This is a genomic window from Streptomyces silaceus (genome assembly GCF_001419745.1).
Lineage (GTDB): Bacteria > Actinomycetota > Actinomycetes > Streptomycetales > Streptomycetaceae > Streptomyces > Streptomyces silaceus.
This window is the reverse complement of sequence record NZ_LIRJ01000268.1, coordinates 1-13,136: the sequence shown is the minus strand read 5'-3', so window position 1 is coordinate 13,136 and position 13,136 is coordinate 1. Positions and strand designations below refer to the sequence as shown.

Annotated in this window: 7 protein-coding genes; 1 reads left to right on the top strand and 6 read right to left on the bottom strand. The window is 76.8% G+C overall.

Annotated features, from left to right (window positions below; all coding sequences use genetic code 11):
* Together AOK22_RS24090 and AOK22_RS24085 are read right to left on the bottom strand one after the other, a co-directional pair.
* Positions 1-674: P-type ATPase actuator domain-containing protein (locus tag AOK22_RS24090; protein WP_425264056.1), on the bottom strand; the 674-nt coding region annotated here is incomplete at its 3' end.
* Positions 658-1,020, bottom strand: a complete 363-nt coding sequence (locus AOK22_RS24085; RefSeq protein ID WP_055700800.1) for an ArsR/SmtB family transcription factor — start codon at positions 1,018-1,020, stop codon at positions 658-660. The genes AOK22_RS24090 and AOK22_RS24085, both read right to left, overlap by 17 nt.
* A 282-nt stretch (positions 1,021-1,302) precedes the next feature.
* On the opposite strand from AOK22_RS24085, the gene AOK22_RS24080 reads away from it, so the two are divergent.
* The gene (locus tag AOK22_RS24080; protein ID WP_055700799.1) at positions 1,303-2,064 is read left to right on the top strand and encodes a thioesterase II family protein; all 762 of its coding nucleotides are present in this window, start codon (positions 1,303-1,305) and stop codon (positions 2,062-2,064) included.
* A 59-nt stretch (positions 2,065-2,123) separates the two neighbouring features.
* On the opposite strand, the gene AOK22_RS24075 is transcribed toward AOK22_RS24080, so the two are convergent.
* The 4 genes from AOK22_RS24075 to AOK22_RS24060 form a co-directional block, all read right to left on the bottom strand.
* Entirely contained in the window at positions 2,124-4,241 is a 2,118-nt protein-coding gene (locus AOK22_RS24075) for a type I polyketide synthase (protein WP_055700798.1), read from the bottom strand.
* Entirely contained in the window at positions 4,238-7,528 is a 3,291-nt protein-coding gene (locus tag AOK22_RS24070; protein ID WP_055700797.1) for a non-ribosomal peptide synthetase, read from the bottom strand. Before AOK22_RS24070 ends, AOK22_RS24075 begins: the two co-directional genes overlap by 4 nt.
* Positions 7,529-7,532: 4 nt before the next feature.
* The gene (locus AOK22_RS24065; RefSeq protein ID WP_055700796.1) at positions 7,533-11,372 is read right to left on the bottom strand and encodes a non-ribosomal peptide synthetase; all 3,840 of its coding nucleotides are present in this window, start codon (positions 11,370-11,372) and stop codon (positions 7,533-7,535) included.
* Positions 11,369-13,136 (bottom strand): condensation domain-containing protein (locus AOK22_RS24060; protein ID WP_244164958.1); only part of this gene is annotated, 1,768 nt, incomplete at its 5' end. The genes AOK22_RS24060 and AOK22_RS24065, both read right to left, overlap by 4 nt.

Here is a 13,136-nt window from a genome sequence, read left to right as displayed (position 1 = left end):
GCCGCGAACCGCGTCCCCGCCCCCGTCGCCACCACCACCGCCGTCCCGCTCCCGGACGTCACGCTGCTCCCCTGGAAACAGAGGTGTGAGCCGGGGCTCGCGGGACCGGGGCTCTTCCGTACCGGCTCCGACTCGCCCGTCAGCGGCGCCTCGTTCACGTGCAGGCCCTGCGACCGGAGCAGGTGGACGTCGGCCGGGACGAGGTCGCCGGGGGCGAGGCGGACGACGTCGCCGGGGACGAGCTGGTCCACGGGGAGTTCACGGGGCGTCGGCGGCGCGCCCTCGTACGGGCGGCGTACGACCGTCGCCGTCGTCGCCACCAGCTCGCGCAGCGCGCTCATCGCGCGGTCGGCGCGGTGCTCGCCCGTCGAGCGCAGCGCGCAGCTCACCACCACCAGGACGGTGATCACGCAGGCCGTGCCCCACGCGGCCACGGTGGCGGAGACCAGGCCGAGGCAGAGCAGCACGGCGGTGAAGGGGTCGCGCAGGCCGCGCAGGAAGCGGCCGGGCCACGGCACGGTCGCGCGGGCCGGCGCCGTGTTCTCGCCGTGGCGGGCCAGCCGGGCCCCCGCCTCCTCCTCGGTGAGGCCGCGCGGGCCGGTGTCCAGCGCGCGCAGGACCGTGAGCGGGGTCGCCTCGACCTCGGCCGCAGGGGGCTCAGGCACCGGTTCCACGGAAGCGGCGGGCCGGGGCCCCGGCCTCCTCGGCGCGGGACGCGAGCTGGGTGACCATCAGGCGGACGACGGTGACCACGTCGGGGTCGGCGACGAAGTAGACCATCCTGCGGCCCTCGCGGCGCGCGCCCACGAGCCCGGCGAGCTTCAGCTTGGTCAGGTGCTGGCTGACGGCGGGCAGCGCGCCGCCCACCCGCTCGGCGAGGCCGCTGACGTCGCTCTCGCCCTGCGCGAGCGCCCACACGATGTGCAGCCGCGCGGACGAGGCGAGCAGTCCGAAGGCGGCCGCCGCCTCCGTGAGCAGGGCCGCGGGCGGGTCGTCGTGGCCGCCGGTGCCCGTGATCACCTGCCGGCCTCCCGTTCCGCCCACCGTCGTCCTTCTGCTCGGTCGCGCCGCCCCCGCGGGCCGCGCGTCTTCGTCGTCCTGGTCCGTCGCGCCCCGGCGTTCCGTCGTCCCGGGGCGCCGCCAAGTCTAGGCGGGTGCGCGCCGGGGACGCCCGGCCCGGCGTCCGCACCGTGATCTGCGCCGCGCTCCGCGGAAAGGATCACCACGGCGGGTGCTCGTCCGGCATGCTGGCCGAGGCCGCCGTCCTCGGGAGACGGCACGGAACACGAAAGGAGGGCGCTCGTGGGCGACTGGATACGTTGCTTCCACCCCGCACCCGCCGCCGGGACGCGCCTGCTCTGCTTCCCGCACGCGGGCGGTTCGGTCAGCGCCTACCACGCCCTGTCGGCCGCCGTCACGGGCGTCGTCGACCCGCGGCTCGTGCAGTACCCGGGGCGTCAGGACCGGTACGGCGAGCCGTTCGCCGAGCGGGCGGGCGACGTCGTCGACGCCGTGCTCGGCGTGCGGTCCCAGTGGGACGACGGCAGGCCGGTGGCCCTGTTCGGGCACAGCATGGGCGCGCTGCTCGCGTTCGAGACCGCGCGCCGTCTGACGGCCGAAGGGCGGCCGCCCGCGGCCCTGTTCGTCTCCGGCCGGCGAGGGCCCTCGCTGCCCTGGCGGCCCGCGGGGCGGCGCCCGGTGCGCGAGATGTCCGACGCCGAACTGATCGAGGACATGAAGGGCCTGTCCGGCACGGACAACGAGCTCTTCTCCTCCCCCGAGCTCATCCCGCTCTTCCTTCCGCCGGTGCGGGCGGACTACCGCATCGTCGACGAGTACGAGTACCGCGAGGGGCCTCGACTGGACTGTCCCGTCATCGCCCTGACCGGTGACGCCGACCCGCGCGTCACGGTCGAGGCCGCACGGGTCTGGGAGCGCGAGACGCAGGGCGCGTTCTCCTGCCATGTGCTGACGGGCGGGCACTTCTTCCTCGACGACCACCTTCCGTACGTCGCCGACGTCATCGCCGCCGCGCTGCCGGACCGGAGCGCGGCCACGCCGTGAGCGGGCCGGGGCGGGGCGCCCGACCGGCGCCCCGCCCCGTACGCGCGCTCCGCCTCCGGCTACTCCGCCTCGAACTCCGACAGCAGCGCGTCCAGCGAGTCCTCCCCCGTCTCCTTCGACTCGACGATGCGGTCGGCGAGTTCGTGGAGGGTCAGCTCCTCCAGGAACAGCGTGATCGGCACGTCGATGCCGAAGTCGTCCCGGAGCCTGCCGACCAGGTGCACCGCGGTCAGCGAGTCCCCGCCGGCCGCGAAGTAGGTCGTCTCCGGGCCCGCGGGACCCTCCAGGCCGAGGGCCTCGGCCAGCAGCTCGGAGACGGCCCGGGTGAGGTCGTCGCCGGGCGCGGCGGGCGCCGGGGCGTCCTGCGCGTCCTCGGTCCGGCGGGCCAGTGTGAGCGCGCCGAAGCTCTCCCCCGCGAACGGGTACGTCGGCAGGCTCACCCGGCGCGCCCCGGCGGGCCCGGCCGGCCACAGGACCGTGCCGCCCTTGAGCCACAGCTCGCCGAGCCCGCGCAGCCCGGCCTCGTCGGGGCTGCCCTGCGCCGCGTACGGGGAGCGTCCTTCGGCGAGTGCCGTCAGCCGCTCGGCGGCCTCCTCCGTGTCCGAGGCCAGGACGTACGCGCGGACGTCCATGGGGGTGCGGCCGGTGCGCAGGGTGTGCGCGGTGTCGGCGAGGGACGGGGCGCCGGGCGCGCGCAGGGCGGTCGCGAGGCGGCCCGCGAGCGCGGCGAGGGCGCTCTCCGTGCGGGCGGAGAGGGGGAGGATCTCGGTGCGCCGGGGCGCGGCGGCGTCGGTGGTCCCGGGGCGGGGCGGTGCCTCCTCCAGGACGACGTGGACGTTCGTGCCGCCGATGCCGAGCGAGCTCACGCCCGCGCGGCGCGGCCCCGCGGCGGGGCTCGGCCAGGGTGCGGCGCGGTCCACGACGCGGAACGGCGAGGCGTCCAGGCCGAGTTCGGGGTGCGGCCCGGTGACGTTGACGGTGGGCGCCAGCGTGGCGTGCTCCAGCATGAGCACCGCCTTGATGAGCGAGGCGACGCCCGCCGCCGCGTCCAGGTGCCCGATGTTGGACTTCACGGAGCCGATGCCGATGCGGGTGCCGGTGCCGGCGGGAGTCTCGGCGCCGACCCCCTGCCCGTCCCCCCTGAACGCCTCCGTCGCCGCCGCCAGTTCGATCCGGTCGCCCAGCTCCGTGGCCGTGCCGTGCGTCTCCACGTACTGCGCGGCGGACGGCGCGAGGCCCGCCGCCGACCACGCCTCGACGATGGCCGCCGTCTGCTGCTCGACGCCGGGGGCGGTGAAACCGACCTTCGTGGCGCCGTCGTTGGTCAGGGCGGAGCCCCGGAGCACCGCGCGGATCGGGTCGCCGTCGGCGAGCGCGTCCGCGAGGCGGCGCAGCACGACGACGCCCACGCCGCTGCCCGGCACCGTGCCGCCCGCGCGCTCGTCGAAGGGGCGGCAGCGGCCGTCGGACGAGAAGATGCCGCCCTCGTAGTGGACGTATCCCTGCTTGCGTACGGTGTCGACGCTGACGCCCCCCGCGAGCGCCGTGTCGCACTCCCCGAGGAGCAGCGCCTGGGCGGCGAGGTGCACCGCGGTGAGCGAGGTCGAGCAGGCCGTCTGAACGGTCAGGCTGGGGCCTTCGAGGCCGAGGCGGTAGGAGATCCAGGGGGCGAGGAACTCGCGGTCGGTGAGGGTGCGGATCTGCATCGCGCCGATCGAGGCGGCGAGGCGCCGGTCGGTGTGGGCGGCCAGCATGTGCTCGGTCGGGCTGCCGCCGACGTAGACGCCGGTGCGGGTCGGGGCGGCGAGCGGGTCGTGGCCCGCGTCCTCCAGGGCGGCCCAGGCGGTCTGGAGCAGGAGCCGGTGCTGCGGGTCGAGGGCGGCGGCCTCGGTGCGGTGGAAGCCGAAGAGTTCGGCGTCGAAGCGGTCGGCGTCGGCGAGGTATCCCTTGGCGGGCACGTGGTCGGGTCCGCGCACCTCGCTCGGCTCGGCGCCGTCGGCGAGGAGTTCGGCCTCGGTGAAGTCGGCGATGGAGCAGACGCCGTCGCGCAGGTTCGTCCAGTAGGCGTCCAGGTCGGGGGCGCCGGGGAAACGTCCGCTCATCCCGACGACGGCGAGGGCGGAGTCGAGGGCGGACTCGGCGTCCGCGGCCGGGTCCCAGGTGGCTGGCTCGGTCATCGTGGCGTGCCCTTTCTGGAGCGGAGCCGTTGTGCGGCGGCGGTCTGGCGTGCGCGGCGGTCACTGCCCCTGCGCTGGGCCGCGGTGGCGGCGGCGGGGGCGTCGGCCCCGGGGTCGGGGGCCTGTCCTGACGTCCGGTCGAGGTGGGCCGCGACCGTGGCGACGGTGGGGTGGCGGAACAGGTCGACCAGGGAGAGCTCCGGGTCGTCCGTCGCCTCGCGGAGGGCGGCGAGGACGCCGAGCATCCGCACCGAATTGCCGCCCAGGTCGAAGAAGTTGTCGTGGACGCCGACCTGGTCCCGGGCGAGCGCGCGGGCCCACACCTCGGCCACGCGCCGTTCGGTGGCGGTGCGCGCGGCGACGTGGGCACGGCCCTGGTCGTGCCGCTCCCCCGACGGTTCGGGCAGCCGCGCCCGGTCGATCTTGCCGGAGCGGTTCAGGGGCAGCTCGTCGAGGTGGACGTAGACCTCGGGCAGCATGTAGCCGGGCAGCCGCTCGGCGAGGTGGGCGCGCAGGTCCTCGTCCGAGGGGGCGGCGCCCTCGCGGTGCACGACGTACGCGACCAGGCGCTGGTCGGCGCCGTCGCCGCGCACCGCGGCCGCGGCGACCGCCACGTCCGGGGAGCCAGCCAACAGGGCCTCGATCTCGCCGAGTTCGATGCGGATGCCGCGGAGTTTGACCTGGGAGTCGGAGCGGCCGAGGTAGTGGATGCGGCCGCGGGCGTCGATGCGGGCGAGGTCGCCGGTGCGGTACATCCGGGCGCCGGGCGGGCCGTAGGGGTCGGCGACGAAGCGTTCGGCGGTCAGGCCGGGCCGGGCGACGTAGCCGCGGGCCAGCGAGGCGCCCGCGATGTAGACCTCGCCGGTCGCGCCGGTCGGGACGACGCGCAGGCGGTCGTCGAGGACGTGCACGCGCGAGCCCGGCACCGGTCGGCCGATGACGACGGGTTCGGTGGGGACGAGGTCGGCGGTGGTGGCGTAGACGGTGGCCTCACTGGGGCCGTACGCGTTGACGATCCGGCGGCCCGGCTCGGCGAGGCGCTCGACGAGCTCGGCGGGGCAGGCCTCGCCGCCGACGGCGAGCGTGACGAGGTCGGGCAGGCGCCCGGCCACGTCGGGCAGCAGCATCGCGGCGGACGGCGGCAGGAACACGTACGAGATGCGCGAGTCCCGCAGCCGGGCGAACAGCGCGTCGCCGAGGCGTTCGTCGTCCCGCGCGATGTGCAGCTCGGCGCCCGCGACCCAGGGGAAGAACAGGTCGGAGACGGCGACGTCGAAGCCGAACGACACGAACTGCAGCACGCGGTCGTCGGCGGTGACCGGGAACGCGGGCCGCACCGCCACGGTCAGGTTGAGCAGCGCGCGGTGCTCGACGGCGACGCCCTTGGGCACGCCGGTGGAGCCGGAGGTGAACAGGATGTACGCGAGGTCGTCCGGGGTGGGCCGCTCGCCCTCGGGCAGCACGAGGGACTCGTCGACGGCCGCCTCGTCCGCGGCCGCCTCGTCGGCGCGCAGGCAGGGCACGCCGAGGGCCTCCCCCTTCGGCGCGGTCTCCTCCGCCGTGAGGAGCAGCCGCGTCCCGGAGGCCTCGACCATGTGCGCGAGGCGGGCGTGCGGGTGGGCCTGGTCCAGGGGGACGTACGCGCCGCCCGCGCGGAGCACCGCGAGCGCCGCGACGCCCATCTCGGCCGAGCGGGGCAGCAGCAGGCCGACGGGCACGCCGGGCCGCACGCCGGCCGCGCGCAGCCGGAGTGCCAGCGCGTCGGCCCTCGCGAGGAGTTCGCGGTAGCCGAGCCGTACGTCGCCGCAGACCAGGGCGGTGGCGTCGGGCCGTGCGGCGGCGACGTCCGCGATGAGGTCGGGGACCAGGCGGTCCGTGGGCGCGGCCTCGTCGGTGCGGTCGGCGGCGGCGACCGCGCGGGCGCGCTCCTCGGCGGGGACGGCGTCCAGGGCGGCCAGCGGCGCGTCGGGGCGGGCGAGGGCCGCGTCGAGGAACGTCTCGAAGCCGCGCACCCAGCTGCGGACGGTGGCCGCCTCGAAGAGGTCGGCGCGGTAGATGAACTGCGCGGCCAGGGTGCCGTCCGCGCCCCACCGCTCGACGTGCAGATGGAAGTCGAACTTGGCCGTCTCCAGGGCGAGTTCGACGCGGTCGACGTCGGCTCCCGCGAGCGCGAGGGACAGCTCGGTGTCGTCGTCGTACGCGAAGACCAGCTGGACCAGCGGGTCGTGGCTGGTCTCGCGGGCGGGGGCGACGGCGTCCACGACGGACTCGAACGGCGCGTCCTGGTGGGGCGACCCGGCGAGCAGCGCGGCGCGGACGCGGCCGATCAGCTCGCCGTAGGACGGGTCACCGGTCAGGTCGACGCGCAGGGCCAGCGTGTTGGTCAGCATGCCGACCAGGTCCTGGAGTTCGGGCCGGTCGCGGCCGGACACCGGGTAGCCGATCACCAGGTCGTCGCGGCCGCTGAGGCGGCCGAGGTACGCGGCGTACGCGGCGAACAGCGCCATGAACGGCGTGCCGCCCCGGGTCCGCGCCGCCTCGGCGAGCCGCGCGCGGACCCCGTCGCCCAGCAGGAACCGCTCGGCGCCGCCGTCGGCGGTGCGCACGGCGGGGCGCGGCCGGTCCAGCGGGGGCGAGACGACCTCGGGCGCCCCGCGCAGCGCGCCCGCCCAGTGGGCGACGGCGTCGGCATAGCCGCCGGCGGCCTGACGCTCGCGCTGCCAGACGGCGAAGTCCGGGTACTGGATGGGCAGTTCGGGCAGGTCGTGGGGCAGGCCGCGGGTCTCGGCGGCGTACGCGGCGGACAGGTCGCGCAGGATGACGCCGAGGGACCAGCCGTCGCAGATCAGATGGTGGGCGACGAGCAGCAGGCGGTGGCTGCCGTCGTCGACGGCGTACACCGCGCACCGCAGCAGCGGCCCGGCCGCCGGGTCGAAGGGGCGGGCCGCGTCGGCCCGCAGCCGCCCCGGCACCTCGTGTGCCGCGATGTCCTTCTCGACGGTGAGGTGCGCGCGGCCGGTGGCGGCCACGAGCTGGGTCTGGGTGCCGTCGGGCGCGGTGCGGAAGACGGTGCGCAGCGACTCGTGGCGGGTCACGAGGGCGTCGAGCGCGCGCGTGAACGCGCCGAGGTCGAAGGGGCCGTGCACGGCGAAGGCCGCGGGCACGTTGTACTGGGCGGTGCCGGGGTTCATCCGGTCGAGGACCAGAAGCCGGCTCTGGGCGTCGGAGACGGGGAACTCGTACTCCTCGACGGCCACCGGGGCCGCCGGGTCCAGTGTGTCGTCCACTGGGTCACTCTCCCTGAAGGGTCTGTTCGAGGACCGCGGCGATCCGGGCCGCCTGGTCCGGGTCGAGCACCTCGACGTGGGCGCAGGCCAGTTCGTGCACGTCGACGGAGGCTGCGGCGCGCCGCCACGCCTCGGCCTTGATCCCGGTGGGGATGGCCTCGGGGTCGCGGGACGCGGCGAAGAGGGTCACGGTGCCGTCGTAGGGGGACGGGACCCACCGGCGGGCCAGGACCAGGTGGTGGGCGACGGACTCGGTCAGGGCGGCGAGCCGGTGCCCGCCGATCCCGTCGAGGACGGCGCCCTCCTCCCGGAGGATCCGCCGCGCCTCCTCGTCGACGACGGCGGGGTCCAGCGGGGTGCGGGCGATCTCCGGCGGCTTGGGCATGGCGTCGACGACCGCGAGCAGCGCGACCTCCTCGCCCGCCGCGCGCAGCCGTACCGCCATCTCGTGGGCGACGGGCCCGCCGAAGGACCTGCCGAGCAGGAGGTACGGGCCGTGGGGCCGCACGGCGCGGATGCGCTCGACGTACTCCTCGGCGAGGTCGGCGACGCTGTGGTGCGGCCGGGACACGTCCTCGCTCAGGGCCGTGGCCTGGAGGGCGTACACGGGCCGGTCCGGGGACAGGTGCGGCAGCAGCGCGGTGAAGGCCCAGCTCACACCGAGTCCCGGGTGCACGCAGAACAGCGGCGTGCCCTCGCCCTGTGCGCGCAGGGCGAGCAGCGGGGCGAGGCTCTCGGCCCGGTCCGGGTCCGGCGCGTCGAGGCGGGCGATGAGGGCGGCGGGCGTGGGTGCCGCGAAGAGCGCGGCGACCGGGACCCGCTCGCCCCAGGCCTTCTCGATCCGTCCCACCAGGCGCAGCGCGGTCAGCGAGTGCCCGCCGGCCGCGAAGAAGTCGGTGTCGGGCCCGACGTCCGGGAGGCCGAGCACCTCGCCGAACAGGTCGCACAGCTCCTTCTCGCGCGCGGTGCGCGGCGCCCGTGAGGGGGCCGCCGCGGCGAGGGGCCGGGGCAGGGCGGCCCGGTCGGCCTTGCCGTGCGCGGTGAGCGGCACGGCGTCGACGCGGGCCCAGGCGGTGGGCAGCAGATGCCCCGGCAGGATCCGGGCGGCGGCCTCGCGGACGCGCTCCAGGGGGTCGTGCCCGGCGGGGCCGGAGCCCTCGGTGCCCTCCAGTCCCTCCAGGTCCTCCAGCACCACCCACGCCACGAGCCGCTTGCCGCCGTCCGGGGCGGGCCGGGCGGCGACGACCGCGCGGGTCACGCCGGGGCAGGTCGTCAGGGCCGCCTCGATCTCGGCGGGTTCGACACGGAAGCCGCGGATCTTCAGCTGGTCGTCGGCGCGGCCCGCGAACTCCAGGGCGCCGTCGGGGGTCCGCCGGGCCAGGTCGCCCGTGCGGTACATCCGGGCTCCCGGCTCGCCGTGCGGGTCGGCGACGAAGCGTTCGGCGGTGGCGCCGAGGAGACCGAGGTAGCCGTGGGCGAGCCCGGTCCCCGCGACGTACACCTCGCCCACGCCGCCGTCGGGGACGGGGCGCAGCCGGGCGTCGAGGACGTGGACGCGGGTGCCGTCGAGCGGGCCGCCGATCGGCACCGGCGCGCCCGGGGCGGTCTCCGTGACGCGGTGGGCGGTGGCGAACACCGTGGTCTCGGTGGGGCCGTAGCCGTTCACGACGGCAAGACCGGGGCAGCGCGCCCGGACGCGGCGCACCGCGTCGGGGTCCACGACGTCGCCGCCGGTCCACACTTCGCGCAGCCCCCGCAGGACCTCGGGCGCCAGCTCCGCGACCGTACGGAAGAGTTCGGCGGTCAGCCACAGCGCGGTGACGCGCCCCTCGGGCAGCACCCGGGCCAGCAGGGCGGGCGTGACGGGCTCGTCGGGGCAGACGACGACCGTGCCGCCGCTCAGGAGCGGGGCCCACGTCTCGTAGGTGGCGGCGTCGAAGGTGTGCGGGCTGTGCAGCAGGACGCGGCGGTGGGCGGCGCCCGCGAAGCGGCGGTCGGCGGCGAGCGCGACGACGGCCCGGTGCGGGACGACGACGCCCTTGGGCTCGCCGCTCGACCCGGAGGTGTACATCACGCAGGCGGCGGACTCGGGGTGCGCGGGGGCACCGAGGGGCGCCTCCGGCGAGTCGCCGCGTACGGCCAAGTGGCGTACGGACAGGCGATGTTGCCGTGCGTCCTCGTCGTCCGTCAGGACCAGGTCCGCCGACGCGCCCTCGACCAGCCGGGACAGGCGGTCCCGCGGCTGCGCCGGGTCGAGCGGCAGCCAGCACGCGCCCGCCTTGGCCACCGCGAGCTGGGCGACGATCAGGGCGGGCGAGCGGCGGAGCAGCAGGCCCACCGTGGCGCCGGCGCCCACGCCCGCCCCGGCGAGGCGCCGGGCCAGCCGGTCCGACTCCGCGTCGAGGCGTGCGTACGTGAGGGTCTCGCCGTCGGCCTCCACGGCGGGAGCGTCCGGGGTGCGGGCCGCCCGGGCGGCGAACCGGGCGGTCACGGTGGCCGGTTCGGCGGCGGGCTCCGCCGGGGCGCCCGTGGCCCGCGCGAGGAGTGCGCGGTGCTCGGCCTCGGGGAGCACGTCGAGGCGGCCGACCGGCGTGCCGGGGTCACCCGTCAGCTGCTCGAAGGCGCGCACCATGCGGGCGGCGACCGCGTCGGCGGAGATGCCGTGGCGGCAGCCCACGGCGAGCAGCATCCGCTCGCCGGCGACGACGGCGAGGGTCACCGGGTAGTGGGTGGCGTCCTGGACGTCCAGGACGCGCACGGCGTCCGGGTCGTCCTGTCCGTCCCCGGCGCCGCGCGGGAAGTTCTCGAACGCCAGGACGGAGTCGAAGAGTTCGCCCGCCCCCGCCCCGGCGACGCGCTGCACCTCGGCGAGGCGGGCGTGGTGGTACGCGCTCAGGTGCGCCTGCTCGTCCTGGACGCGGGCGAGCAGTTCGGCGACGGTCTCCTCGTCGCGCAGCCGGACCCGCACGGGCAGCGAGTTGATGAACATGCCGACCATCTCGCCGGCCCCGGGCAGGTCGTGCGGGCGTCCCGCGACGACCCCGCCGAAGACGACGTCCCGCGCGCCGGTCATCCGGGCGAGGACGAGGGCCCAGGCGGCCTGGGTCAGGGTGTTGAGGGTGACGCCCGCCTCGGTGGCGCGGCGTACCAGGGCGGCGGTCAGCCCGGCGGTGAGGGGCAGCCTCAGGGTGTCGGCGGGCGCCGTGGGGTCGGCCGCGTGGGCGGGCACGAGCGGGGCGGGGCGCTCCAGTCCGGCGAGGGCCGCGCGCCAGGCCTCGCGCGCCAAAGCCTGGTCCTGGCGGCTCAGCCACAGCGCGTACTGCCGGTGGGGCACGGCGGGCGGCAGGGCCTCACCGGCGACGAGCGCCGCGAGGTCGCGCTCCAGGATCGGCACCGACCAGCCGTCGATGAGGATGTGATGGCAGGTCAGGACAAGTTCCTGGCCGGTGTCGTGGCGCACGAGCGCGGCGCGGACCAGCGGCGGGCGCGCGGGGTCGAAGCGGAGCGCGCGGTCCTGCGCGAGGAACTCCGCCCTGCCGGACTCGACCCGCTCCGGGGTGCGGCCGGTCAGGTCGACCTCGGTCCAGGGCACCCTGACGGCGTGCGGGATCACCTGCACGGGGCGGTCGAGGCGCTCGTGCCGGAAGCAGGCGCGCAGGGTGGGGTGGCGGTCCATGAGGGCGGCCAGCGCGGCGCGCACGGCGTCCGCGCCGGTGGCGGGGCCGATGCGCAGGCGGGCCTGGACCAGATACGGGTCGGGTCCCTCGGTGTCGCGCACGGCGTGGAAGAGCAGGCCCTCCTGGCCGGGGGTGAGCGGCAGGACGTCCGCGATGCGGCCGCTCACCGGTCCTCCTCCGTCCCCGGCTCGGCGTCGAGGAAGTCCATGTCGCCCTCCAGCAGGGCCAGTTCGTCGGAGGAGAGACTCACCAGGGGGAAGTCGGACGGGGTGGCGCCGACCGGGCCGCCCCGCGCCGTCTCGTCCGCGAGGTCGGTGAGCGCCTCGCGCCACCTCAGGGCGAGCTGCCGTACGTCGTCCTCGGCGAGGACTCCTTCGGCGTACGAGAAGGTCGCCTCCAGGACCAGTCCGTGCCGGCCCTCCTTGGCGAGGGCGTCGATCTCGACGGCGTGGCCGAGCGGCACCGCGCCGGGCGCCCCGTCGAGCAGTTCGCCGCCCGCCGCGTCGCCGGAGGTGAGGCGGCCCAGGTAGTTGAACCGCACGTCGGGCACGGGCAGTTCGGCGAGGTCGGGGGCGGTGTGCGGGTTGAGGTGGCGCAGGAGGCCCCAGCCGATGCCGCCGCCGGGGACCGCCCTGAGCCGCTCCTTCACGGCCTTGAGCACCTCGCCCGCCGTGCCGTCGCCCACCGCGCCGCCGGGCGTCGCGTCGTCGCCCTGCCGCCCGGCCTCCAGCAGCACGGGGTACTGCGTCGTGAACCAGCCGACGGTGCGGGACACGTCCGCGGGCCGCGACAGCGTCTCCCGGCCGTGTCCCTCCAGGTGGACGAGGAGGCCGGTGCCGTGGCCCCGGTGGCGGACGGCCGCGACGGTCAGCGCGGAGAGCAGGACGGCTTCGGGGCCGCAGTTGAAGGCCGCGGGCAGCGTGGTGAGCGCGGCCTCGGTGAGGTCGGCGGGCAGGTCGACGGTGAGGGTGGCCCGGCGGGCGCCCGCCCCCTTCCCGTCCGCGATGCGGGCGTCGTCGGCGCCCTTGAACTGGCTTCGCCACCACGGCAGTTCGGTCAGGACGAGCTCGGCCCTCCCGGCCTCCTCGGCGAGCAGCGCGGCCCACCGCGGGAAGGAGGTGCCGGGACGCGCGGGCGCGGCGCCCCCTTCCGTCAGGGCGGCGGCGAGCTCCGGTCCGATGACGCGCCAGGAGACGCCGTCGACGGCCAGGTGGTGCAGCGTCAGGAGCAGCAGCCCCGGCCGCCCGGGTCCCGCGTCGAGCCAGACGGCCCGCATCATCTCGCCGTCCTCGGGGGCGAGGCGGGTGGAGGCCGCCAGCTCCCGTGCGCGCGAGCGGGCCTGGTCCTCCCCGTCGACCGCGACGCGCACCACGTCGGCCCCCATCGGGAGCGTCTCGGTGACCTCCGCCTCCAGGTCGTCCCGCAGCAGCCGCATCCGCAGCGCCGCGTGCCGCTCGGCGAGCGAGCGCACGGCTGCCTCGACGCGCGGCCGGGCGGTGCCGGCCGGCACGGGGAACACCATCGACTGCGTGAAAGCCCAGGGGTCGCCGCCCTGTTCGAGCCACCACCGCATGACCGGGGTGAGCGGGAGGCGGCCCGCCTCGGGGCCGTCCGTCGCGTCCGCTTCGCCGGTCGCCTCCTGGACGTGGAGGGCCAGCTGGGCGGGGGTGCGCAGCGTGAAGACGTCGCGCGGGGCCAGGACGAGCCCGGCCGCCGCGGCCTGTCCGGCCAGCTGGATGGCCATGATGCTGTCACCGCCGAGCCGGAAGAAGTCGTCGTCGGCCCCGGCTTCGGCGACGCCGAGGACCCGTGCGAAGAGGTCGCACAGCTCCTTCTCGCGGGCGGAGGCGGGCGCGCGCGTCGCGGTGGCGGCGCGCGGGGCGGGCAGGGCGGCCCGGTCGAGCTTGCCGCTGCGGGTCAGCGGCAGCGCG